The organism is Micromonospora acroterricola, assembly GCF_003172955.1.
Classification (GTDB): domain Bacteria; phylum Actinomycetota; class Actinomycetes; order Mycobacteriales; family Micromonosporaceae; genus Micromonospora; species Micromonospora acroterricola.
Genome location: NZ_QGKR01000178.1, coordinates 94,976 through 118,533, shown reverse-complemented (window position 1 = coordinate 118,533; position 23,558 = coordinate 94,976). Strand labels below are relative to the sequence as shown.

The window sequence follows — 23,558 nt, the reverse complement described above, 5'->3', positions numbered from 1 at the left end:
GACACGGGGACCGAGGCCCGCCCGGCCCGGCCCGGCGCGGCCGAACCCACCGAGGCGGATCCGGCGGCCGCACCGCCACGCGGCGGCACCGCGGCCGAACCACCCACCGAGGCCCGCCCACCGGCGGCCCGCGGTGTCACCGAGGCACGACCGGGGGACGCCGCCGGTTGCGGGGCCGACCATCCGGTCCCGCCGGAGTCACCGCCGGATCGGCGGTACGCGTCGTCCGCGCCCGGTCCGGGATCGCCGTCCGGGCCCGGGTACTGGGCCCGCCCGCGCGCAGAACTGGGATCGCCGTACGAGTTCATTCCTCACACCCTGCCGGTCGCGGTGGGGCGCGACTGCGCCGCCACCGGGTTGCCGTGAGTTGCTTCACCCGGGACGCCGGCACGGGGGTGCCGGTTCGTCGGGGTCATTGCAGTATCAATCGGGCCAATCAGACCAACGAGCGGTCGGCCGTCCCGGGTCATGTCTGCGGCCCCGGGGCCGGTCGAACCAGCTGAGATCACCGTTGCGCCTCTCGCCTCCGCCGACCGGCGCCTCCGGCGCCCGCCGCGTCCTGCTCACCCACACCGTCGCCGTCGCTGGTGAGGCCGTCCCGGCCGAGCAGGTACTGCTCGACGAGATGGTTCCAGTCACAGCCGAGGCACACCTCCACCACGAAGACCTGGAACTCACGTAGCGTCATCGCCAGCACCGGCAACTCGGCCAGTGTCCGGGCCTGTCCGGCGGACTGCTTGAGTTCGTCCCCGTAAATGTAGTGGACGAGGGTCAGGTTCTCGCTGCGGCAGATGGGGCAGCGCCGGTCGGTCGGCTCGCCGTGGAACCGAGCGGCGTTCTTCAGGTACGGCGACGCGTCGCAGACGTCGTACGTGCCGACCCGCCCGGCCAGGAGCTCACGCAGCACCGCTCGCTTCTGTAGCGAGTAGTCGACGACCTGGCGCTGCGTACGCATGCGGAGAAGGGTACGCGGTCCGGCCCGACCAGGCGACCACGGTCACGATCCGTGACAGCAGCATCCCGGAACGGGGGTTTGCCCCGGCCTCCCCGAACCGCTAACGTGCGATGTATCGGTCCGATACATCGCGGCGGTTACTGCTCCGCGCCGGGGGTAAGAGAGGGTGGGCCCGTGCTCGAGTTCGCCATCCTCGGCCTCCTGCAGGAGTCTCCGATGCACGGCTACGAGCTGCGCAAGGAGCTGACCGCCAAACTCGGCGCGATCCGGGCGGCGATCAGCTACGGCTCGCTCTACCCGACCCTGCGCAGGTTGCAGGCGGCGGGATGGATCACCGAAGCTGCCGAGACACCCGCTACCGCCGAGGAGGTTCCCGCGCTGACCAGCCGACGAGGTCGGGTGGTCTACAAAATCACCGCGGAAGGCAAGGAACGCTTCGCCCAGCTGATCGCACAGGCAGGGCCCGAGACCTACGACGACACAGGTTTCGGAGTGCACTTCGCGTTCTTCGCCCGGACCGACCAGGCGACCCGACTGCGCATTCTGGAGGGTCGCCGCCGCAAGATCGAGGAACGTCGCGAAGGGCTTCGTGACGTGCTGGGCCGGGCGGCCGAGCGCCTCGACGCTTACACCCTGGAACTGCAGCGCCACGGCCTTGACGCCTGTGAGCGCGAGGTCCGCTGGCTGGAGGAGCTCATCGCCAACGAGCGCTCCGGCCGAGCCCCGACGGTCCCGAACATCGGGACAGCCGGTGGCCGACGAGAAGACAACAGCCCGCCTCCGCCTGGAGAGACCAGGAAAGAGCGGCCGTGACAGAAAAGAAGGAGGCAGACGCTATGGGCTCCGTCCGCGTCGCCATCGTCGGTGTGGGTAACTGCGCCTCGTCCCTGGTTCAGGGCGTCGAGTACTACCGGAATGCCGACCCGAACGACCGCGTCCCGGGTCTCATGCACGTTGCCTTCGGCGACTACCACGTCTCCGCCGTGGAGTTCGTCGCGGCGTTCGACGTGGACGCCAAGAAGGTGGGCATGGACCTCGCGGAGGCGATCGTCGCCAGCGAGAACAACACCATCAAGCTCTGCGACGTGCCGCCGACCGGCGTCAGCGTGCAGCGCGGTCCGACCTTCGACGGTCTGGGCCAGTACTACCGCGAGATCGTCGAGGAGTCCGACGCCACCCCCGTCGACGTGGCGCAGGCGCTGCGCGACGCGCAGGTCGACGTCGTCGTCTGCTACCTCCCGGTCGGCTCCGAGCAGGCCGCCAAGTTCTACGCCCAGGCGGCGATCGACGCCGGCTGCGCGTTCGTCAACGCCCTGCCGGTCTTCATCGCCTCCGACCCGGAGTGGGCGAAGAAGTTCGAGGACGCTGGCCTGCCGATCGTCGGTGACGACATCAAGAGCCAGGTCGGCGCCACCATCGTGCACCGCGCCCTGGCGAAGCTCTTCGAGGACCGCGGCGTCGAGCTGCTGCGCACGTACCAGCTCAACTTCGGCGGCAACATGGACTTCATGAACATGCTGGAGCGCAAGCGGCTGGTCTCGAAGAAGATCTCGAAGACCCAGTCGGTCACCTCGCAGATCCCGCACGAGATGAGCAAGAGCGACGTGCACATCGGCCCGTCGGACCACGTGCCGTGGCTGGACGACCGCAAGTGGGCGTACATCCGCCTGGAGGGTCGCTCGTTCGGTGACACCCCGCTCAACGCCGAGCTCAAGCTCGAGGTGTGGGACTCCCCGAACTCGGCCGGCGTCATCATCGACGCGGTCCGCGCCGCGAAGATCGCCCTGGACCGGAAGATCGGCGGCCCGATCCTGTCGGCCTCGTCGTACTTCATGAAGTCCCCGCCGGTGCAGTACGCCGACCACGACGCCCACCAGGCCGTGGAGGAGTTCATCGCCGGTGAGGTCGCGCGCTGACCCGCTGAGCAGCAACACGGCGAGGGCCGGGTCCGTACGGACCCGGCCCTCGCCGATGTCCAGAACCGCTCGCCGGGGATCAGGACCAGGCCTGTTGCAGGGCGACCCGGGCCTCCAGCTCCAGCAGGTGCACCTTCCGGGGCAGACCCCCGCCGAACCCGACCAGCTTGCCGCCGGCGCCGACGATCCGATGGCACGGCACGATCACCGGGATCGGGTTGCGGTTGCAGGCCACCCCCACCGCGCGGGCCGCCCCCGGGTCACCGACCAGGCGCGCCACCTCGCCGTACGTCAGCGTCTCGCCGTACGGAATCCGCGTCATCTCCCGCCACACCGCCCGCTCGAACTCCGACCCGCGCGGAATCGACACGGGGACGGTGAACCCGGTCAGCTCACCGGCGAAGTACGCCCGCAGCTCGGCGACGGCCTGCCGCGACAACGCGTGGTCGGGCTCGTCGGCCGCCGCGTCGACCCGGCCGAAGTGCGCCCCGCAGACGCTCGCGCCGTCGCTGGCCACGGAGAACTCGCCGATCGGCGAGTCGAGCACGGTCCAGCGCATCGACCCATTGTCCCCGACGCGGAGACCCGGGGGCGACCGCGGCTAGCAGCGCCGGGCCGAACCACTCCTCGGCGGCAACCTGCCGCGACCCTTCGGGCCCCCTGCGCCGTCGGCCACATCTCAGAGCCGTTGGACGTTGCGTCCCGTCGATACCGTGCAGGTCGTGGCCACGGGGACGCTCATCTTTCTGATCATCGGTGGGGCGGGTGTCGGGGTGCTGGCGCTCGCCCTGCTCGGCACCGAACTCTTCCAGTTCGGGCACGGTGACGTGGACGGGCCGATCTCGATCGAGACGGTCGCCGGCTTCGCCGGGGCCTTCGGGTTCGGTGGGGCCATCGTCAACGAGCTGCTCGGCGCCCGTACCCCCAGCATGATCGCGGGCGCGGCGGCCGGTGGCCTGCTCGCCGCCGTGCCCACCGCCTGGTTGGCGTCGCGACTGAGCCGGGCGGCGCGGAACATGCGCACCGACCCCACTCCCACCCGGGACGACCTGGTCGGCGCCCTCGGCCTGGTGGTCACGCCGGTGCCCGCCAACGGCTACGGCGAGGTCCGGGTACGCGTGGCCGGCCAGCCGGTCAAGCTCAACGCCCGCGCCGACCAGCCGATCCCGGTCGGCGCCCAGGTCTTCGTCGTGCAGGCGCTCAGCGAGACCAGCGTGCACGTCGAGACCTACTGACTCCTCTTCGCAGACGGGACTCCTCCATGCCCCTGTTAATCGCCATCGGCGGCGCGATCCTCCTCGTGCTCGTCCTGGTGTTCTTCGTGCTCTCCCGGATCAAGGTGGCCGGGCCGAACGAGGCGTTCATCGTCACCGGCCGCAAGGGCCGCACCACCCAGACCGCCGACGGCGGCCGGTCGACCGACATGTCCGGGCAGAAGGTCGTGCTGGGCGCCTCGGTCTTCGTGCTGCCGGTGGTGCAGAAGCTCCAGTCGCTCGACCTGTCCAGCCGGCGGATCGACGTCGGCATCCGGGGCGCAGTGAGCAAGCAGGGCATCCGCACCGACCTGCACGGCGTCGCGATCGTCAAGGTGGGCGGCACCGAGGACGCGATCCGGGCCGCCGCCCAGCGCTTCCTGCACCAGCAGGACGAGATCGACAACTTCACGCGGGAGGTGCTGGCCGGCGCGTTGCGCTCGATCGTCGGCCGGCTCACCGTCGAGGAGGTGATCCGGGACCGGGCGGCGTTCGCCAGCGCGGTGGCCGAGGAGGCCGAGCACTCGATGACCAACCAGGGCCTGGTGCTGGACACCTTCCAGCTCCAGGACATCCTCGCCGAGGGCTCCTACCTGCAGGACCTGGGCCGGCCGGAGGCCGCCCGGGTGCTCAAGGACGCGGCGATCGCCGAGGCGCGGGCCCGGCAGCAGGCCGAGCAGGAGCGGCTGCTCGCCGAGGAGGCCATCGCCGAGGCGAACCGGAACCTCTCCCTCAAGCAGGCCGGCATCCAGGCGGAGATCGACGCGGCCAAGGCGAAGTCGGCCGCGGCTGGGCCACTCGCCCAGGCCGAGCGGGATCAGGCGATCCTCTCCGAGCAGCAGAAGGTGGCCGAACGCAACGCGGAACTCAAGCAGCGCCAGTTGGACACCGAGGTCCGCAAGCCGGCCGACGCCGCCCGGTACAAGGTGGAACAGGAGGCCGAGGCATCCCGCAACGCGGCGGTGCTGCACGCGGACGCCCAGCGGCAGTCGGTCATCGCCGCCGCGCAGGCCTCCGCCGAGCAGGCTCGGCTCACGGGTGAGGGCGAGCGCGCCCGGCGCGCCGCGCTCGCCGAGGCGAACGCCATCGAGGGCGCCAAGGAGGGTGAAGCCGAGCAGCGCCGACGCTCCGCGATCGCCGAGGCGGTGGAGCGCGAGGGACAGGCCGAGGCGGCGGCCATCCTCGCGAAGGGGCAGGCCGAGGCGGACGCGATGGCGCGCAAGGCGGAGGCGTTCGCCGCGTACGGGGAGGCGGCGGTGCTGGACCTGCTGGTCAAGGTGCTGCCGCAGGTGGTCGAGGCCGCCAGCGCACCGATCGGGGCGATCGACAAGATGACCGTCATCTCCACCGACGGCGCGTCGTCGCTGACCAGGTCGGTGGCCGGCAACGTGGCCCAGGGGCTTCAGCTCGGCAGCGACCTGACCGGGATCGACCTCGCCGGGCTGCTGGCCCGGCTCGGTGCCGGGCGGACCGACGCCACCGCGCCGGCCACCGGGGTCGGCACGGTGGACGGCAGCGCCGTCTCGCGCTGAGCCCGAGGGGCCGGCCGACCGTCAGCGGTTCGGCCGGCACCGGATGACCCACGAACGGCCGGCGCCCGCCGGCACCGTCTCCCGAGGGAGGGGTGCCGGCGGGCGCCGGGGGTGGTTCCGTAGCTGGTTCAGGCGAGGTTGATGACGTAGCGTTCGCCCGCCGAGAGACCGAAGTCCGGAGTCCAGAAGTCGAAGTCCTTGTTCGGGATCAGCTGGCTGGTGCCGGCGCTGCCGGCACTGACCGCCTGGCCGTCGACGTTCGCGTAGATCCAGCCCGACCCGTCCGTGGCACCAACACCGCGGTGCCAGAAGGTGAAGGCCTCCCAGGCATCGATCGTGGGGGCCGAGGCGAGCATCGGCTTCGTTCCCGCACCGGTCGCCGAGACGTACTTGCCATTGGCCAGTGAACGCAGGCCGAAGTAGCCGTAGTAGTCCAGATCGAACAGCTCGAACTTCTCCCAGGTACCGACTGACGAGACCAGCGGGATCAAGGGCTTACTCCCGGCACCGTCCGCGGAGACATACTTGCCACTGGCGGCCGACTTGAAGCTGACGATCAGGTTCGTCTCGAGGTCGAACTTCTCCCAGGTGCTGGCGGTAGCAGCACTGGCAACCAGCGGGCCACCGTTGTTGGGAGCACTGACGAACTTGTTGTTGACCGTGGCCTTCAGGCTCACCGTGCCGTCGATGTTGTGAAGCAGCTGGAACCTCTCCCAGGTGCTCACCGACGCGGCCACGGCGATCAGTGGCTTGGTGCCGGCACCGGTGGCGCTGACGTACTTACCGTTGACGTTCGCCCGCAGTGCGACCAAGCCGTTGCCGGCGTCGACGATGTCAAGCTTCTCCCAGCCGCCGAGCACCGGGCCGACGGCGGCCAGAGGCTTGCTGCCCGCACCGTCAGCCGAGACGAAATAGCCGTTGGAGCGCGCCAGCAGGCCGTGCGAGGTGCGCGCGGGAGAGAGGGCCGACGCAACGTTGAGCAGACGGTCCACCCCGCCCTGAGGGTTCAGCACCGCGCCAGCGAGCCCTCTGGTCACGATCGTGTTGCGCACCTGGGACGGGGACCACGACGGGTTCGACTGAAGCAGAAGCGCAGCGGCTCCGGCCACGTGCGGCGCTGCCATCGAGGTACCGCTGAAGGCCACCGACCCATCAGTGGTTCCGCTTGCCGCCGAGACGATGTCCACGCCCGGCGCCCAGACGTCGACACACGGACCGAAGTTCGAATCGAAGTATTCGGTCGAGGCCCGACGGTCGATCCTGTCGGTGGCTCCGACGGTGATCGCCGCCGACACCCTGGCCGGGGTGTATGAGCAGGCGTCGTCCGCTTCGTTGCCGGCGGCCACCGCATAGGTGAGACCGGTGGCGATGGAGTTGCTGACCGCGTTGGAGATAGCGGGGTAGTTCGGGTCGTGCGGCCCACCGAGGCTCATGTTGACCACAGCAGGCTTCTGTGCGTTGGCGGTCACCCAGTCGATCCCGGCCAAGACCTGCTCGGTGGTGCCAGAACCCTCGCAGTCAAGGACCCGGACGGCGACCAGGTTGACGTTCTTGGCCACGCCAAACTTCGTGCCACCGACGGTGCCCGCCACGTGCGTGCCGTGACCGTTGCAGTCCTGCGCCACGTTGTCCTGGTCGACCGCGTCGTAGCCGTGGGAGGCACGGCCACCGAAGTCGCTGTGATTGATGTCGATGCCGGTGTCTACGATGTACGCCTTCACCCCCGCACCGGTGTTGGGGTAGGTGTAGGAGCCACTCAGCTTGGGCGAAACCTGATCGATCCGGTCCAGGCCCCAAGAGGGGGGCGAGGTCTGCGTGCCGCTCTTGTGGAAGCGGACCACCGGCTCCACGGACGCGACATCCGGGTCGGCGGCCAGCTTGCCGGCCTGCTTGACGGACATGGCGGCGGAGTAGCCGTTGACGGCGCTGCTGTACAGCCGGCGGACGCTGCCGCCGTTCTCCTTGGCCAGAGCCGAAGCGGCAGCCTTGATCTTGGCCGGGGTGGCCTTCTTGTCCTTGAGGACCACGATGTAGCGATCCGGCACGACCTCGGCCGGCTTGGCTGCGGCCAACTTGGCGGTCGGCTTGGCGCCGGTCAACTTGCTTGCGGGTTTCGGCGGCAACGGAGCGGACGGTTCGGCCATGGCGGCCCCACCGGTGCCGACGCTGACGATGACGGTTGCGGAGACGAGAGCAAGGCTCGCCACCGCCGAGCGGCGTATCACGCCACGGCGTTTCACTAGGTGATCTCCCCGTTGGTCGTCGCCCGTCCGATCCGGACGGCCGGACGGGCGGTGGGGTCGGCGGCGGTGTCAGTGCACCGGTAGCCGACGGACGCCAAGCCATCATGGATGACGATCAAAGCGCTCCACCTCAGCCATTCGGTCGATCCGAGCGCGTTTGGTCGCCGACCAGACAGCTGTCCGTTCCGCGTGGACGCGGGGGCGGCGGGCGAACCGACCTCAGCCGAGGATGCCCTCGGCGCGGGCCCAGCGCAGCAGCTCCGCCTCGGCGGCGTCGCGGTCCAGTGGGCCGTGCTCGAGGCGCTGCTCCTTGAGGTGCTTCCAGGCCCGTCCCACGACCGGCCCCGGCGGTACGCCGAGCAGCTCCATGATCGCGTTGCCGTCCAGGTCCGGGCGGACCCGGGCCAGGTCCTCCTCGGCCGCGATCCGGGCGATCCGGTCCTCCAACGCGTCGTAGTCGGCGCCGAGCTGGGCGGCCTTGCGACGGTTGCGGGTGGTGCAGTCCGAGCGGGTCAGCTTGTGCAGTTGCGGCAGCAGGTCACCGGCGTCGGCGACGTAGCGGCGGACGGCCGAGTCGGTCCACTCGCCCCGCCCGTACCCGTAGAAGCGCAGGTGCAGCGCGACCAGCCCGGTCACCTTCGCGGTGAGGTCCTTCGGGTAGCGCAACGCCTTCATCCTGGCCTTGGTCAGCCGGGCGCCGACCACCTCGTGGTGGTGGAAGCTGACCCGGCCGTCGGGCCCGACGGCCTTGGTCGCCGGCTTGCCCACGTCGTGCATGAGGGCGGCCATCCGCAGGACGAAGTCGCAGCCGTCCTCCTCGTAGGAGACCGCGTTCTCGACGACCGTCAGGGTGTGCTCGTAAACGTCCTTGTGCTGTGCGTGCTCGTCGATCTCCAGCTTGAGCCCGGTCAGCTCCGGCAGGAACCGCTCGGCCAGCCCGGTGTCGACCAGCAGCCGCAGCCCGGTGATCGGGTCGGCGCCGCAGAGCAGCTTGGTGAACTCGTCCCGGATCCGCTCGGCGGTGATCCGGTCCAGGTCGGCCGCCATCCGGCTCATCGCCGCGTGCACGTCCGGGTGTACGGCGAAGCGCAGCTGGGCGGCGAACCGGGCGGCCCGCAGCATCCGCAGCGGGTCGTCGCCGAACGACTCCCGCGGAGCGGCGGGTGTACGGATCACCTTGGCCGAGAGGTCGTCCAGCCCGCCGTGCGGGTCGGTGAACCGGTGTTCCGGCAGGCTGACCGCCATCGCGTTGATGGTGAAGTCGCGCCGCTTCAGGTCCTCCGTGAGGTTGGTGCCGTACACCACCACCGGGTTGCGGGTGACCTGGTCGTACGACTCGGCGCGGAAGGTGGTGATCTCCAGCCGGAGGCCGTCGCGCTGGGCGCCGATGGTGCCGAACTCCCGGCCGGTCTCCCAGATCGACTCGGCCCAGCCCTTGAGGATGCGCAACGTCTCGTCGGGGTGGGCGTCGGTGCAGAAGTCCAGGTCGTCCCCGAGCCGGCCGAGCAGCGCGTCCCGCACGGAACCGCCCACCAGGTGCAACTCGTGACCGGCACGGACGAACCGGCGGCCCAACTCGTCGGCGACCGGGGAGACCCGGAGCAGTTCGGCGACGGCGTTGCGCTGCGCTGCGGTGAGTTCGCGGCGGTCGGCGGCGTGGGGAGCGGAGGCTTCGGACATGGGATCGCCAGCCTATCGGGCCGGGTCCGCATCCCCTCCGCCGGGCGCGGGTAACGGGTAGCGGTTGACTATCGTCTGTGACGTGCGGGTCGGTGCCCGGCTCGACGTACCCCTGGGAGGCTGGAGATGAGCGGCGGGCTCTACCGCAGCGCGAACGCCGCGCAGGACGGCGGTGCGGGCGGCGGTGCGGGCTCCGGCGTGCGCCCGGGGGACGGCGCGACGTTCATCTCCGCCGAGCCGCTGAACCAGCCGGCCCTGGAGTCGACCGCGCCACCACAGGAGCAGGTGGGCGAGGCGAGTGCGGCGACCAACAGCGCGGTCATGGCGATCGGCAGCCTGGTCAGCCGGGGTACGGGCTTCCTGCGGACGCTGGTGCTGACCGCCGCGCTGGGTGGCGCGCTGGTCGGTGACGCGTACACGACCGCGCAGATCCTGCCGGGGATGGTCTACGAGTTCCTGCTCGGCGGCATCCTCACGAGCGTGCTGATTCCGGTGCTGGTCCGCCGGCGCAGGGTCGACACCGACGGCGGCCAGGCGTACGCCCAGCGGCTCCTGACCCTCGCGGTGCTCACCCTCGCTGGGGCGGCGCTGCTCGCGGTGCTCGCCGCACCTTTGCTGACCTCTCTCTACGCCAGCGACAACACCGGGGGCGACTACCAGAAACTGGTCACTGCGCTGTCGTACCTGATGTTGCCGATGATCTTCTTCACCGGTCTCAGCGCGCTGATCAGTGCGGTGCTGAACACCCGTGGCCACTTCGCGGCCCCGATGTGGGCGCCGATCCTCAACAACATCGTGGTGATCGCCACCGCGGGGCTCTACATCGCGATCTTCGGTGCGGAGATCATCCGACCCGAGCAGATGACCCCCGGCCGGATCCTGCTGATCGGCGGCGGCACCCTGCTCGGCGTCGCGATCCAGGCCGCCGGGCTGCTGCCGGCCCTGCGCAAGGTCGGCTTCCGCTGGCGGTTCCGCTTCGACTTCCGCACTCTCGGGCTGCGGGAGCTGGGCCGCCTCGGCGGCTGGATGTTCTGCTACGTCGCGGTCAGCCAGATCGGCCTGATCGTGCTGTTCAACCTGCTAAACCGGGCGGGCAAGGAGAACGCCGCCGGTCCACTGATCTACAACAACGTCTTCCTGCTGCTGATGATGGCTCACGGCATCATCGCCGTCTCGATCATCACGGCGCTCATGCCCCGGATGAGCGCGGCCGCCGCCGACGGCCGGTACGCCGACGTCGCCGCCGACCTGTCCCGGGGCACGCGCACCGTCTCGGCGGTGCTCGCCCCCATCGCGGTCTGTTACGCGGTGCTGGCCACCCCGTTGGCCGTGGCGCTGTTCCGCTACGGGGCGTTCAGCGACGAGAACGCGGCGGACACCTCGCTGGTGCTGCTGCTGGCCGCGCTGGCGCTCGTGCCGTTCGCGATCAGTCAGCTCTTCACCTTCGCCTTCTACGCCCTGCCCGACACCCGGACGCCGGCGCTGATCAACATTCCGGTGGTGGCGTTGCGGATCGGCGTGCAGGTGGTGCTCTTCGTCGCCTTCGCCGCCCACTTCGCGGCGGCCGGCATGATGATCGGCAACGCTGTCTCCTATCTGGCTGCGGCGTTCGCCTCGGCGTGGCTGCTGCGGCCCCGGATCGGCCGGATCGGGATGGGTGCCATCCTGCGCACCCTCGGCCGGGTCGCGGTCGCCGCGCTTGGTTCCGCGCTGGTCGGCCTGCTGGTGGTGCACCTGCTGCCCGGCGGCGACACGCCGAGCTGGATCCAGGCCGTCATCCAGCTGGTGATCGGCGGGGCGGTCATCGGTGGCACCTACCTCGGGCTGGCCATGGTGCTGAAGATCGGGGAGATCACCGAGGTGGTCGGCATGGTCCGCCGCAGGATCGGTCGCTGAGCGCGAGCATCCGGGCACCGACAGTCGTACTCACACGTAGGGTGACGGCGGATCACCAGCCTGGGGATGCACCTGTGGATAACTCCGCGATTCGCCGGTCAGCAACCGATTCGACTGTGGATAACCAACCGTACGGATGAGCGTGCGGGTCCGTACGGGGGGAACACGCCTGCTCGTGGGAGCGCCGAACCGGCCCGGCCCCGGCGTCGGTCACTTGCGGTGAAGCCGTAGATTGGCTAGTACATGTGCCAGCAACGTGGCTGACAACGGTCGTAACCGGACGACTCTCCCGACTCCCGGCACCCCGGTGGGTACGGCGGGAAGATGACATGTCGGGGAGACGGGCAACCCGGGTAAGGTCGCTCTGACGGGTACGGCAGGCGCCGACGCTGGGCGTCGACACCGGTCGGCCGGTTCCTTCGACGGCAGAGCGGGAAGCCACATGCCCAGCAGTGCGGGTCCATCGATCGACACGATCACCGAGGGAGGACGGGTGACCCAGGTCGGCGAGGGTCAGGAGGCGGACGAGAGCGCTCCGCCGGTCATGACCTTCGGTGCTCCCACGGCCGGTGAAATCCTCGCCGAGCGGTACGAGCTGGTCGAGCACATCAACAACGACAGCGCGGGTCGGCTGGTCTGGCGCGGGGTCGATGTCATCCTGCGCCGTCCCGTCGCGGTGGTGCTGCGCTACCCGGGTGGCGACTCCGCCACCGAGATGCTCCAGGCCGCCGTCGCGGCCAGCCGGGTCATCCACCCCAACCTGGTCGGCGTCTACGACGCCATCGACGAGGCCGAGCGGGCGTACGTGGTGCGCGAGTGGGTGGACGGGCAGTCGCTGCGCGACCTGGCGACGGAGGGCCCGCTGGACCCGGCCCGGGCCACCGCGATCGGCAACGCCGTCGCCAGCGCGCTCGCCGCCGTGCACGCCACCGGGATGGTGCACGGCAACGTGCATCCCGGCACCGTCATGATCAGCGACGAGGGTCGGGTGGTCCTGGCCGACGCGCGCACCGACGGCGCCGACAGCCAGGAGAACGACATCCGCGCGGTCGGCGGTGTCCTCTACTTCGCTCTGACCGGCCACTGGCCGCACGCCGAGGCGCCGCTGCACGGTGCCACCGCCGGCCACGGCCGCGCCGCCATCCCGGACGCGGTCCGCGACGCCAGCGGCGGCATCGCCGCGCCCCGCCAGGTCCGGGCCGGGGTGCCCGCGTACCTGGACGACCTGACCATGGACCTGCTCGACGCGGAGATCGCGCCGCCCTCCTCGGACGTGCTCGCGGCCGAGCTGGCCCGGCTGGACGTGCCGGCCGAGGAGGAGCACTACCTGGACAGCACCGGGCCGCTGCGGTTCACCGCCGACACCGAGGACGAGCCGTCCCCGTTGGCCGCGGCCGGCGGTCGCAAGGTGGCCGTGGGCATCGCCAGCCTGCTGGCGGTCGCGCTCGTCGGTCTGCTGATCGGCATCAGCGCGCTGAACGGCGACGACAAGGACCCGCAGGGCAACGCCGGGGCCGCACCCACCTCCAGCGCCCCGGCCGGCGAGGCCACCCCGGCCGCCGCCACCGTCCGCAACCTCAACGTGCAGGGCATCCGGATCATCGACCCGGACAGCCGGAAGCGGGACGAGCTCGACGACGCCGACAAGATCATCGACGGCGACAACGACAAGGGTTGGGAGACCGACCGCTACCCGAACGCCACGTACGGCAACCTCAAGGACGGCATGGGCGTCTGGCTGGACCTGGGCTCGCCGCACACGGTGAAGTCGGTGCAGGCCGTGCTCTCCGGTCGAGGCGCCACCGCGCGGCTGCTCGCCGGCACCGGCACCTTCCCGTCCAGCTCCAACGGGGACAAGCAGTTGGTGGAGAGCTACAAGACCGAGATCGGTGTGTTGAAGGAGCACGACGGCACCACGATGACCTTCAACGGCTTCAACGCCGACGAGAAGTACCGCTACCTGCTGCTCTGGTTCACCGAGCTGCCGCCCACCGGCGACGAGGACGGCTTCCGGCTCGGGGTGCAGGAGATTACGGTCCAGGGGTCGTGAGCCGAGCACCACGGACCGGGCGCCGCATCCGCTGGACGTGGTGATGGACGGGCGCGACGCCGCAACGGATCTGGAGCTGCTGCGCGCCCACGCCGCGGGTGAACCGGACGCCTTCGCGACGCTGTTCCACCGACACCGGGACCGGCTCTGGGCGGTGGCCCTGCGGACGCTCGGCGACCGGGAGGAGGCCGCCGACGCCCTCCAGGACGCCCTGCTGTCGGCGCACCGGGCCGCCGGCCGCTTCCGGGGCGACTCCGCCGTCACCACCTGGCTGCACCGCATCGTGGTGAACGCCTGCCTGGACCGGATCCGACGCCGGCAGGCGCACCCCACCGTTCCGCTGCCCGACGGCAACCGCGCCGGGGACGCCTCGGGCACCGGAGGCGTGGAGCCGGCCGCACCCGCGCACGACCACGACACCGTGTTGGTGGTCCGCGAGGCGCTCGCCGCACTGCCCGCCGAGCAGCGTGCCGCCCTGGTGCTGGTGGACGTGCAGGGTTACCCCGTCGCCGAGGTCGCCCGCATCCTCGGTGTCGCCGAGGGCACGGTGAAGAGCCGGTGCGCCCGTGGTCGGGCCCGGCTGGCGGTGCTGCTCGGGCATCTCCGCCCGGCGGCCGGCGCGGCGACGCCATCGGCTCGCCCGGAGCCGACCGGCCCGGTCGCGGACGTGCCCGGCGTCACGCTGGGGAACCCACGGCCGGCGGAGGGCGTCGGATCGGGGTCGGGCCGGTACCGGCGGGACGCCAATCAGGAGGACACGTGACGACCGAGGGGTTCAGGGAGGTCGACGACGACCTGCTCGCTGACTACCTCGGCGGGGCGTTGGACGGCACGCCCCAGCAGGCGGAGGTCGCTCGGCTGGTGGACGAGGACCCGGCCTGGGCCGAGGCGTACGCGCTGCTGGCCCCCGCGGTGACGGAGGTCCGCGCCGACCTGGCCCGGTGGGCCGAGTCGTCCCCCGAACTGCCGCCGGCGGTCGCCGAGCGGCTCGCCGCCGCGCTGGCCGCGGCGGACCCGGTGCCGACCGACGCCACGGCCGACGAGGCGACCCGCACCGGCGCGGCCGACGTCGAGCCGGACGCCGGCACCGCGACGCCGATGGTCGTTCCCGCCCAGGGCGGCAGCGGCCCTGGTCGACGGCCCGCCGGCCCGTCCCCGGCCGATCCGGGACACGGCACACGAACCGGTCCGGGCCGCAGCCGGCGCCGCTGGGCCCGACGCGCCGCTCCGGTGGCCGTCGCGGCGGCCGCCGTCGTCGCGGTCGGGCTGGGCCTCAACCAGTTGTCGATGAACGCCTCGGACACCACCGGCACCAGCGCCCTGGACCGGCCGGCCAGCGCCCCCGAGGGCGCCGCGGCGGCCGGGGCCGTCCGCACCACGGGGCCGTCCCTGCGCAGCGGCACGAATTACACGCCGCAGACGCTCGGCGTGTCGAAGGGGGACCCGTCTCCCCTGCGGGCCGCCAGCAGCGGCCCCGGGGAGCAGCCCGGGGTGGACGCCGAGGGGGGCCGGCGACCCGCGCCGAACGGGCTGAACCAGCTCGCCCGGCTGACCGACGAGGCGGCGCTGACCACCTGTCTGGCCGACGTGGCGACGGAACACGGCTCCGGCCCGCTGGTGGTCGAAGTGATCGACTACGCGCAGTTCCAGGGCGAGCAGGCGTTGGTCATCCGCTTCACCGACGCGACCGGCGCCCGCTGGGCGTGGGTCAGCGGCCCGGAGTGCGGAGTCCCCGGGTCCGGCTCGGACAACCGGTATTCGGCGCGGGTAGGGTGAATCCGCGGTCACCGGCGCGTTCAACGTCCAGTGACCTGACCCACCGGATGTCCTGCTCGGGAATCCCCGGTTCGTACGATGACGTTCTGGAAGTCAGCTGCCGGCACCCTCCAGGCGTCGGCACTCGAATCGGCATCGGTGCGTGCGCCGACGCCGACACACACAACTCGGGAGACGGCAGTGGACGAGGTCCGCAACCTGATCATCATCGGCTCCGGGCCGGCCGGTTACACGGCGGCGGTCTACGCCGCTCGCGCCAACCTCAAGCCGCTGATCATCGAGGGCGTGCAGTCGGGCGGCGCGCTGATGACCACTACCGAGGTGGAAAACTTTCCCGGCTTCGCCGACGGCATCCTCGGCCCCGAGCTGATGGACAACATGCGCAAGCAGGCCGAGCGGTTCGGCGCCGAGTTCCTCACCGACGACGTGACCCGGGTGGAGCTGGTGGACACCGGCGACATCGGCTCCGGCGCGGTGAGCACCGTCTGGGTCGGCGAGACCGCCTACCGGGCCCGCGCGATCATCCTCTCCACCGGTTCGGCCTGGCGTCCGCTGGGCGTGCCCGGCGAGCAGGAGTACCTGGGCCACGGCGTCTCCTCGTGCGCCACCTGTGACGGGTTCTTCTTCCGCAACCAGCACATCGTGGTCGTCGGCGGCGGCGACTCGGCGATGGAGGAGGCCAGCTTCCTCACCCGCTTCGCCGACTCCGTCACCATCATCCACCGGCGCGACTCGTTCCGCGCCAGCAAGATCATGGCTGACCGGGCGCTGAACAACGAGAAGATCAAGGTCGAGTGGAACAGCACCGTCGAGGAGATCCTGGGCGCCGACGGCAAGGTCACCGGCGTACGGGTCCGCAACGTGCACACCGGCGAGACCAAGGTGATGGACGTGACCGGCGTCTTCGTGGCCATCGGCCACGACCCCCGCAGCGAACTCTTCCGTGACCAGGTCGAGCTGGACGACGAGGGCTACGTGAAGGTCCAGGCCCCCAGCACCCGGACCAGCGTGCCCGGCGTCTTCGCCGCCGGCGACGTGGTCGACCACACCTACCGTCAGGCGATCACCGCGGCCGGCACCGGCTGTGCCGCCGCGCTCGACGCCGAGCGGTTCATCGCGACGATCAGCTGAAAACAGAACACATCCCGGAGGAGGGGCATAGTGGGTACAACCAAGGCGGTCACCGACGCGAGCTTCGTCGCTGACGTGCTGCAGGCCGACAAGCCGGTGCTGGTGGACTTCTGGGCCGAGTGGTGCGGGCCCTGCCGCAAGGTGTCGCCGCTGCTCGAGGAGATCGCCGGCGAGATGGGCGACCAGGTCACCATCGTCAAGCTCAACATCGACGAGAACCCGGAGACCGCCCGCGCCTACCGGGTGATGTCGGTGCCGACGCTCACCGTCTTCAAGAACGGCCAGCCGGTGCAGTCGATCGCTGGCGCCAAGCCGAAGGGCGAGCTGGTCCGGCTCATCGAATCGGCGCTCTGACCAGCAGAAACATCACCGAACCCCGTACCCGCTCGCCGGGTGCGGGGTTTCGTGTCTTCCCGGCCCCCGGCCATCGGCGTTTTTCCCGCCCGAGCCACCTCGCCGCCCCGGAACGCATAACCTCAAGCCGGGGCCGCCCGGCCAGCCAGCGTCGTGCAGAGGGGGTCGTGCGTGCGTCCGATCCGACCCGGTGACCGGGGACCAGCGGTCACGGAGATCCGTACCATCCTTACCGGCCTCGACCTGCTCGCCTCCACCGCCGGCCCGCATCTCGACGAGTTCGACCTCGACACCGAGCGAGCGGTCCGCGCGTTCCAGCAGTCCCGCGGGCTCAGCGTGGACGGCCGGGTCGGCAAGGAGACCTGGGGGGCCCTCGACGCCGCCCGCTGGCGGCTCGGCGCCCGCACCCTCTACCACGCGGTGCCCGAGCCGCTCACCGGCGAGGATGTCCGGTCGCTCCAGGAGCGACTGCTGGAGATGGGGTACGACGTGGGCCGCGCGGACGCCATCTACGGCATCCGCACCTCCCGGGCGGTGGCCCAGTTCCAGCGCGAGGTCGGGCTCACGCCCGACGGGGCGTGCGGTCCGCACACGATGAACGCCCTGCGCCGGATCGGCCGCAAGGTGGTCGGCGGCCGCCCCCAGTGGCTTCGGGAGTCGGACGCGATCCGGCAGTCCGGGCCGGCGCTGGTCGGCAAAACGGTCGTCATCGATCCAGGCCACGGTGGCACCGACCCGGGGGTGGTGGTGCCGGACGGGTCGCTGCGCTGGACGGAGGCCGACCTGATGCACGACCTCGCCAGCCGGCTGGAGGGGCGGCTCGCCGCGTCCGGGGTGCGGGTGCAGCTCACCCGGGGTCCTGCTCCGGACAGCTGCCTGCCGGACACGGACCGGGCGCTGCTGGCCAACTCGCTCGGCGCCGACGTGTTCATCTCCCTGCACCTGGACGGGCATGCCAACCCGGACGCCGAGGGGGTGGCGACCTACCACTACGGCACCAACAACGGGGTGACCTCAGCGACCGGCGAGCGGCTGGCCGGGCTGGTGCAGCGGGAGATCGTCGCGCGGACCGGGCTGCGGGACTGCCGTACCCATGCCAAGGCCTGGGATCTGCTGAGGCTGACCCGGATGCCGGCGGTCCGGGTCGAGGTCGGCTACCTCACCTCGCCCACGGACCGCGCCCAGCTGGTCGACCCCCGCTTCCGGGACCGGGTGGTGGAGGCGATCGTCGCCGCGGTGCAGCGGATGTACTTCCCGATCGAGCGTGACGTGCCGACCGGCTCGATCGACGTCAGCGAGCTGCGCGCGGTGGTGACCGCCGGAACGGTCATCGACTGAGACGGTCGGCGCCGCACGGGGTGGCGGGGTCGCCGTTCAGTTGCCGGTGGAGCGGGTCGCCGGGGCGGGGCGGACCGGGCGGAGCAGGGTCTCCGGGCTCATCGAGCCGAGCAGCTTCTCCAGCGCGTACTCCACGTCGGACTTCCAGCTCAGCGCGGTGCGCAGCTCCAGCCGCAGCCGGGGGAACCGAGGATGCGGACGGACGGTCTTGAACCCGACGGAGAGGAAGAAATCGGCCGGCGCCACGCATCCCCCCGCCGGATCGTCCGCGTCACCGAACTTCGCGTCACCGAACGCCTCGATCGCCTTGATCCCCCGCTTCGTCAGATCCCGGGCGACGCCCTGGACCAGCATTCGGCCCAGCCCGCCGCCGGCGAACGCGGCGACCACGTTGGCGGTCATCAGCAGCGCCGCGTCAGCGGAGACCGGCGAGGTGGGGAAGGCCATCGAGCGAGGCACGTAGGCCGGCGGGGCGTACATCACGAAGCCCGCCGGCATGCCGTCGACGTACGCGAGCTTGCCGCACGAGCCCCACTCCAGCAGCGTCTGGGAGACCCACGCCTCCTTCTCCAGGCCGGGATCACCGGCGGCGCAGGCCCGGTCCGCGGAGACCGGGTCCAGCTCCCAGTAGACGCACTGGCGGCACGGGCGAGGAAGGTCTTCCAACGTGTCGAGGGTCAGGCTGACCAGACGTCGCGACATATGGCGCATCCCCACAATAGGCTCGGTGGTGAGACCGGCACGGAACGACAGCGCCGCCTTCCTGCCCCCGACGAGCGATCGTACGCCGCCGATCGACGGTACGGGAGGGGACGCGCAGATGCTCACCGCACCGGGGGACGCCGGCCAAGCCGGTCCGGGATGTGGAAGGTCCACCGCCGCAGGCCGACGACCGGGCTCCGGGCGACTAGGATCGACAATCGGTGTCCCCGCCGCCGCCATGGTCGCCAGCGTCCGGGGTACCCGGGGCGGGAGCCACCCGAGCAGCGATCGAGGTGAGGTCATGACCGGCACGACGCTCGACGACTACACCGACCGGTACGCCCGGCGGGTACGCGGGATGACCGCCTCCGAGATCCGAGCACTTTTCGCGGTGGCCAGTCGACCGGAGGTCGTCTCGCTCGCCGGCGGCGCCCCGTACATTGCCGCCCTGCCGCTCGACGCGGTGGGTGAGATGCTCGGCCGGCTCGGCTCCGAGCACGGCGTGACCACCCTCCAGTACGGCATCGGTCAGGGCACCCTCGAGCTGCGCGAACGGATCTGCGAGGTGATGACGCTCTCCGGGATCGACGCCGGCTGCGGCGCATCCCCGGAGGACGTGGTGGTCACCGTGGGCGGGCAGCAGGCCCTCGACCTGGTGGCCCGACTCTTCCTCGACCCCGGTGACGTGGTGCTCGCCGAGGGTCCGACGTACGTCGGCGCGCTCGGGGTCTTCCAGGCCGCTCAGGCGCAGGTGGCGCACGTGCCGATGGACGCCGACGGGCTGATCCCCGAGGCGCTGGAGGCGGCCATCGACGACCTGGCCCGGGCCGGCCGCCGGGTCAAGTTCCTCTACACCATCCCCACCTACCAGAACCCGACCGGTGTGACGCTCAGCGAGGAGCGCCGGGAACGGGTGCTCGACATCTGTGAGCGCGCCGGCCTGCTCGTGGTCGAGGACGACCCGTACGGCCAGCTCGGGTTCGAGGGCGAGGCGCCGGCGCCGTTGCGGGCCCGCCGCCGCGAGGGGGTCTTCTACCTCAGCACGTTCTCCAAGACCTTCGCCCCCGGCCTGCGGGTCGGCTGGATCCTGGCACCGCACGCGGTCCGCGACAAGCTGGTCATCGCCAGCGAGGCGCAGATCCTCTGCCCCAGCGGCTACGCCCAGGCCGCGGTCGCCACCTACCTGGGCACGATGCCGTGGCGGCAGCAGCTCAAGGTCTACCGCGAGGTCTACCGGGAACGTCGGGACGCGATGCTCGACGCGCTGGCCGACCTGATGCCCGAGGGCACCAGCTGGACCACACCGGCCGGCGGCCTCTTCGTCTGGGCCAGCCTGCCCGACGGGCTCGACTCGAAGGCCATGATGCCGCGCGCCGTCGCCGCGCGGGTCGCCTACGTGCCCGGCACCGGCTTCTACGCCGACGGCACCGGCACAGACGCCATGCGGCTGAACTTCAGCTTCCCGCCACCCGAGCGGATCCGGGAGGGCGTCCGCCGCCTCGCCGGCGTGATGGAGCAGGAGATCGCGATGCGGCGCGTCTTCGGCGCCGTGGGCGGCGCCGGCGGGCGACGCGGCCGGCCCGGCTCCGACGTGCCGGGTCCCGACTTGGCATGATGCCGGCATGGGTACGACCGCTGCCGAGCGCCTCCACGTGACCGACACCGCCGTCGCGGCCGACCTGCGCGTGCTGGTACTCGCCGGTGGGCTCTCCTACGAACGGGACGTGTCGCTGCGCTCCGGCCGCCGGGTGCTCGACGCGCTGCGCGCCGTCGGCGTGGAGGCCGAGCTGCGGGACGCGGACGTCGCCCTGCTGCCGGCGCTGACCGCCGACCCACCGGACGCCGTGGTGATCGCGCTGCACGGCGCCACCGGCGAGGACGGCTCGCTGCGTGGCGTGCTGGACCTGTGCGCCGTCCCGTACGTCGGCTGCGACGCCCGTGCCTCCCGGCTCGCCTGGGACAAGCCCTCCGCCAAGGCGGTGCTCCGCGAGGCCGGCATCCCCACTCCGGACTGGGTGGCCCTGCCGCACGACCGCTTCTCCGAGCTGGGTGCGGTGGCCGTGCTGGACCGCATCGCCGATCGACTGGGCCTGCCCCTGATGGTCAAGCCGACGCAGGGTGGCTCGGGGCTGGGTGCCGCCGTGGTTCGGGATGCCGCGTCGTTGCCGGCCGCGATGGTCGGCTGCTTCGCGTACGACTCCACCGCGCTGGTGGAGCGCTACGTGCCCGGCATGGACGTGGCGGTCTCCGTGGTCGACCTCGGCGACGGACCGCACGCGCTGCCGCCGGTGGAGATCGTGCCGCGCAACGGGGTGTACGACTACGCCGCCCGCTACACCGCCGGCCGCACCACGTGGCACGCCCCGGCCCGGCTCGACCCGGAGGTGGCCGCCACGGTGGCGGACGTGGCGCTCGCCGCGCACGCCGCGCTCGGCCTGCGTGACCTCTCCCGGGTCGACGTGATCGTCGACGCCGCCGGTCAGCCGCACGTGCTGGAGGTCAACGTCTCGCCCGGGATGACGGAGACGTCGTTGCTCCCGCTCGCCGTGCAGGCGGCCGGGCTGGACTTCGGTCGACTTCTCGGCTCCCTGGTCACCCGGGCAGCCTCCCGTCACACCGCTGTCTGACACTCGCTGACCCGCTCGCCGCCGTGCTCAGCCTCCGCGCGGTGCTGCCGGTTGTCGGTCATGGGGTTGGCGGGTGCCGTACGGCCTGCCGCCAACCCCATGGCCGGTCGAGGGTCAGCGGCCGGTGCCTGCGTCCTCCGGCGTGCCGCGGTCGGTGCGTGGAGCGTCGGCCGCAGCGGCCGTGACGGTGCGGCCGGCGGGGGTGTCGGCCCGGTCGGGTGCAGATGCGACGGTGGAGTCGGCCGGGTCCGATGCTGATCCAACGGTGCGCGTGGTTGCCCGGTCGATGTCGGCGGCGGCCTGGTCGGCGTCTGTAGTGGTCGGGTCGGTCGCGCGGTCGGCGTCCGTGGCGGCGGTTGGGTCGGTCGCCGGGCCGGCGTCTGCGGCGGTCGGGTCGATCGCCGGGCCGGCGTCTGCGGTGGTCGGGTCGGTCGGTCGGTCGGCGTCCGTGGCGGTTGGGTCGGTCGCCCGGTCGGCGTCCGTGGCGGTCGGCTCTGTTGGACGGTTGCGGTCCGCGGCGGTCGGCTTGGTTGGCGAGCCGGTGTCAGCGGTGGGCGGCTCGGTAGCCGGGTCCTCGATGGCTGTGGGCCCGGCCGCCGAGCGGGATTCGGCGGCGGTCGGGTCGCCGGTGGATCTCTCTCCGACCTCCGACGCGGCGTCAGGACCACTGCCAAAGGCGGCCTCAGAGGACGGCTCGGGAATCTCCTCGGCAGCCTCGATGATCGACGCCGCCGCGGCCTCCGCTGCGGCGGCGTCCGCGGCGGCGGACTGGGCCAGCAAGCTGGACGGCGCCTGCCACTGGATGCGAGGCGGCTCGGCGAGCGGCCGCCCACCGAACTCTGCGAGCCAGGCAGCGACGAGCGCCAGATTCTCCCGCCACTGCGCCTCGGAGATCGGCGGCAGGATCGAGTCCCAGAGCGACAGGAAGGTGCCCCGCAGCTGAAGCCGGCCGTACGGCCGGGCGAGGAACCACATGTGCAGATGGGCCGAGCCATCTCCCCAACGATTGACGTGCACCCGTGCCACGCCGTCCAGTGACCGGATGGCCCGTTCCAGACGGACGGTCATCACGCCCAGCTCGGCGGCGAGCAGGTTCGGCAGGTCACCGAGGTCGAGGTGGGTCCGCGATTCCAGGATGAGCACCATGGGCAGGCCGGTTGGCCGGTCCATGGCGCGTACCCGCCACCGCTCTCCCACCCAGATGTAGGCGTCGTCGGGTGCGTTGCAGGCGGTGCATTCCCGGAGACCCTCGCCCTTGCGTGGCGGTTCGACCGGGACCGGGTCGTCGAGCTGCTTCACGCGCAGGTCACCCTCGAAGGGAAAAGAGGGCCACTGGGTGAAGTCCGGGACTGAGGGAGGGGTGTCGTGCACGACGCTGACCCTAACCGAGTCTGGCACCGCTGTCCCTACCTGTTCGATCGGTCCGGACCGGCCCGATCAGCGCTCTTCGTCGATCGATGCCGGGGCCATCACCGCCCGGGTCGAGCGATATCCACAGGCTGCCGAGATCGCGAACACGGGCCGTCATCCACAGGCTGGCACCCGCTTTCACGCGGTGTTTCACGTGAAACAGGGGGTGCCTGTGGACAACGGGTGTGGATAACTTTTTGGCCGGCCGGTCGTTGCTCGCGCACCGCTCGTACGCGGCGGCTGTGACCACGCCGACATGGCGTCGAGCCCGGTACCGAGAAGCGAGCGGCGCGGGCGCGCGACTCGCTCGCCTGGCTGCCCCGACCACCCGCACGAGGCAGCAGTTTCACCGATGTTGTCTTCTCCCTCGCGGCGGAGACCGCAGTATCCCTGTAGTTGTTCGGATCTTCGCCTGAGGACGGAGGGGGATGGGCGGCGAGCCGGACGCGGTCACGGGCACCGGACACGAGCATCGGGCGCGGGCACCGGCGCGGGCGCATCGGGCGCGGGCGCCGGCGCGGGCACATCCGGAGCGGGCGCGGGCACATCGGGCGCGGGAGCGGGCGCGGGCGCGGGCGCGGGCGCGGAAGCGGGAGCAGGCGCGGGAGCAGCGGGCGCGGGAGCGACCTGCGGGCGCGGCGCGGATACCGACCTGCGGCACGGGAGCGAGGGCCCGGGTGGGCGCCGGCAGGATC

18 protein-coding genes and 2 pseudogenes are annotated in these 23,558 nt (G+C 71.5%); 14 read left to right on the top strand and 6 right to left on the bottom strand.

The genetic code is table 11. The features are described from left to right. Positions 1 to 366 (top strand): annotated as a pseudogene (locus tag DKT68_RS32655) (hypothetical protein); the annotation flags it as partial. Positions 367 to 505: 139 nt separating this feature from the next. Here the strand turns inward: DKT68_RS32655 and DKT68_RS12365 are convergent. Further along, entirely contained in the window at positions 506 to 955 is a 450-nt protein-coding gene (locus DKT68_RS12365; RefSeq protein WP_109817558.1) for a DUF5318 domain-containing protein, read from the bottom strand. 174 nt (positions 956 to 1,129) lie between these two features. On the opposite strand from DKT68_RS12365, the gene DKT68_RS12360 reads away from it, so the two are divergent. Next, positions 1,130 to 1,768 (top strand): PadR family transcriptional regulator, encoded by a 639-nt coding sequence (locus DKT68_RS12360; RefSeq protein WP_074315526.1) that lies wholly within the window; start codon positions 1,130 to 1,132, stop codon positions 1,766 to 1,768. Between the two features lie 23 nt (positions 1,769 to 1,791). Then, on the top strand, positions 1,792 to 2,871 hold the full coding sequence (locus DKT68_RS12355; RefSeq protein WP_109817557.1) for an inositol-3-phosphate synthase: 1,080 nt from the start codon (positions 1,792 to 1,794) through the stop codon (positions 2,869 to 2,871). 79 nt (positions 2,872 to 2,950) lie between these two features. On the opposite strand, the gene DKT68_RS12350 is transcribed toward DKT68_RS12355, so the two are convergent. Beyond that, positions 2,951 to 3,430, bottom strand: coding sequence for a methylated-DNA--[protein]-cysteine S-methyltransferase (locus DKT68_RS12350; protein WP_109817556.1), 480 nt, complete (start codon positions 3,428 to 3,430; stop codon positions 2,951 to 2,953). 154 nt (positions 3,431 to 3,584) lie between these two features. On the opposite strand from DKT68_RS12350, the gene DKT68_RS12345 reads away from it, so the two are divergent. Together DKT68_RS12345 and DKT68_RS12340 are read left to right on the top strand one after the other, a co-directional pair. Then, positions 3,585 to 4,106 carry an NfeD family protein gene (locus tag DKT68_RS12345; RefSeq protein WP_236646853.1) on the top strand — a complete coding sequence of 174 codons (522 nt, stop codon included), beginning with the start codon at positions 3,585 to 3,587 and terminating at the stop codon, positions 4,104 to 4,106. 26 nt (positions 4,107 to 4,132) lie between these two features. Beyond that, positions 4,133 to 5,656: a flotillin family protein gene (locus DKT68_RS12340; RefSeq protein WP_109817554.1), complete on the top strand. Its 1,524-nt coding sequence runs from the start codon at positions 4,133 to 4,135 to the stop codon at positions 5,654 to 5,656. 128 nt (positions 5,657 to 5,784) lie between these two features. Here the strand turns inward: DKT68_RS12340 and DKT68_RS12335 are convergent, their stop codons facing one another. Next, positions 5,785 to 7,896: a S8 family serine peptidase gene (locus DKT68_RS12335; RefSeq protein WP_109817553.1), complete on the bottom strand. Its 2,112-nt coding sequence runs from the start codon at positions 7,894 to 7,896 to the stop codon at positions 5,785 to 5,787. Between the two features lie 222 nt (positions 7,897 to 8,118). Further along, positions 8,119 to 9,579 carry a CCA tRNA nucleotidyltransferase gene (locus DKT68_RS12330; RefSeq protein ID WP_109817552.1) on the bottom strand — a complete coding sequence of 487 codons (1,461 nt, stop codon included), beginning with the start codon at positions 9,577 to 9,579 and terminating at the stop codon, positions 8,119 to 8,121. Between the two features lie 126 nt (positions 9,580 to 9,705). On the opposite strand from DKT68_RS12330, the gene murJ reads away from it, so the two are divergent. The 7 genes from murJ to DKT68_RS12295 all read left to right on the top strand — a co-directional run bounded on the left by murJ (position 9,706) and on the right by DKT68_RS12295 (position 18,124). Next, positions 9,706 to 11,475 carry a murein biosynthesis integral membrane protein MurJ gene (gene murJ, locus DKT68_RS12325; RefSeq protein WP_109817551.1) on the top strand — a complete coding sequence of 590 codons (1,770 nt, stop codon included), beginning with the start codon at positions 9,706 to 9,708 and terminating at the stop codon, positions 11,473 to 11,475. A 442-nt stretch (positions 11,476 to 11,917) separates the two neighbouring features. Next, positions 11,918 to 13,525: a protein kinase family protein gene (locus DKT68_RS12320; protein WP_109817550.1), complete on the top strand. Its 1,608-nt coding sequence runs from the start codon at positions 11,918 to 11,920 to the stop codon at positions 13,523 to 13,525. Positions 13,526 to 13,568: 43 nt separating this feature from the next. After that, positions 13,569 to 14,288, top strand: coding sequence for an RNA polymerase sigma factor SigM (gene sigM / locus DKT68_RS12315; protein ID WP_109817549.1), 720 nt, complete (start codon positions 13,569 to 13,571; stop codon positions 14,286 to 14,288). Further along, positions 14,285 to 15,301, top strand: a complete 1,017-nt coding sequence (locus DKT68_RS12310; RefSeq protein WP_109817548.1) for a hypothetical protein — start codon at positions 14,285 to 14,287, stop codon at positions 15,299 to 15,301. The genes sigM and DKT68_RS12310 overlap by 4 nt, the downstream gene beginning before the upstream one ends. A gap of 180 nt (positions 15,302 to 15,481) precedes the next feature. Continuing rightward, positions 15,482 to 16,432 (top strand): thioredoxin-disulfide reductase, encoded by a 951-nt coding sequence (gene trxB, locus DKT68_RS12305; protein ID WP_109817547.1) that lies wholly within the window; start codon positions 15,482 to 15,484, stop codon positions 16,430 to 16,432. Positions 16,433 to 16,462: 30 nt separating this feature from the next. Then, entirely contained in the window at positions 16,463 to 16,786 is a 324-nt protein-coding gene (gene trxA / locus DKT68_RS12300) for a thioredoxin (protein WP_089018414.1), read from the top strand. A 171-nt stretch (positions 16,787 to 16,957) separates the two neighbouring features. Then, the gene (locus DKT68_RS12295; protein WP_109817546.1) at positions 16,958 to 18,124 is read left to right on the top strand and encodes an N-acetylmuramoyl-L-alanine amidase; all 1,167 of its coding nucleotides are present in this window, start codon (positions 16,958 to 16,960) and stop codon (positions 18,122 to 18,124) included. A 36-nt stretch (positions 18,125 to 18,160) separates the two neighbouring features. Here the strand turns inward: DKT68_RS12295 and DKT68_RS12290 are convergent, their stop codons facing one another. Next, positions 18,161 to 18,826 carry a GNAT family N-acetyltransferase gene (locus tag DKT68_RS12290; RefSeq protein ID WP_109817545.1) on the bottom strand — a complete coding sequence of 222 codons (666 nt, stop codon included), beginning with the start codon at positions 18,824 to 18,826 and terminating at the stop codon, positions 18,161 to 18,163. A 301-nt stretch (positions 18,827 to 19,127) separates the two neighbouring features. Here DKT68_RS12290 and DKT68_RS12285 point away from each other — a divergent pair, with 301 nt between their 5' ends. Further along, positions 19,128 to 20,441 carry an aminotransferase-like domain-containing protein gene (locus tag DKT68_RS12285; RefSeq protein WP_109817563.1) on the top strand — a complete coding sequence of 438 codons (1,314 nt, stop codon included), beginning with the start codon at positions 19,128 to 19,130 and terminating at the stop codon, positions 20,439 to 20,441. Positions 20,442 to 20,448: 7 nt separating this feature from the next. Beyond that, a complete protein-coding gene (locus DKT68_RS12280; protein WP_109817544.1) occupies positions 20,449 to 21,453 on the top strand; it encodes a D-alanine--D-alanine ligase family protein in 1,005 nt (334 codons plus the stop codon). A 779-nt stretch (positions 21,454 to 22,232) separates the two neighbouring features. Here the strand turns inward: DKT68_RS12280 and DKT68_RS32650 are convergent. Continuing rightward, positions 22,233 to 22,599, bottom strand: a pseudogene (locus DKT68_RS32650) (hypothetical protein); the annotation flags it as partial. Between the last annotated feature and the right edge of the window lie 959 nt (positions 22,600 to 23,558).

Bases quoted from the DNA above. Each gene is read 5' to 3' on its own strand.
- DKT68_RS12365 (WP_109817558.1), bottom strand. From the start codon at position 955: ATGCGTACGCAGCGCCAGGTCGTCGACTACTCGCTACAGAAGCGAGCG.
- DKT68_RS12355 (WP_109817557.1), top strand. From the start codon at position 1,792: ATGGGCTCCGTCCGCGTCGCCATCGTCGGTGTGGGTAACTGCGCCTCG.
- DKT68_RS12350 (WP_109817556.1), bottom strand. From the start codon at position 3,430: ATGCGCTGGACCGTGCTCGACTCGCCGATCGGCGAGTTCTCCGTGGCC.
- DKT68_RS12340 (WP_109817554.1), top strand. From the start codon at position 4,133: ATGCCCCTGTTAATCGCCATCGGCGGCGCGATCCTCCTCGTGCTCGTC.
- DKT68_RS12330 (WP_109817552.1), bottom strand. From the start codon at position 9,579: ATGTCCGAAGCCTCCGCTCCCCACGCCGCCGACCGCCGCGAACTCACC.
- murJ (WP_109817551.1), top strand. From the start codon at position 9,706: ATGAGCGGCGGGCTCTACCGCAGCGCGAACGCCGCGCAGGACGGCGGT.
- DKT68_RS12320 (WP_109817550.1), top strand. From the start codon at position 11,918: ATGCCCAGCAGTGCGGGTCCATCGATCGACACGATCACCGAGGGAGGA.
- sigM (WP_109817549.1), top strand. From the start codon at position 13,569: ATGGACGGGCGCGACGCCGCAACGGATCTGGAGCTGCTGCGCGCCCAC.
- DKT68_RS12290 (WP_109817545.1), bottom strand. From the start codon at position 18,826: ATGTCGCGACGTCTGGTCAGCCTGACCCTCGACACGTTGGAAGACCTT.
- DKT68_RS12285 (WP_109817563.1), top strand. From the start codon at position 19,128: ATGACCGGCACGACGCTCGACGACTACACCGACCGGTACGCCCGGCGG.
- DKT68_RS12280 (WP_109817544.1), top strand. From the start codon at position 20,449: ATGGGTACGACCGCTGCCGAGCGCCTCCACGTGACCGACACCGCCGTC.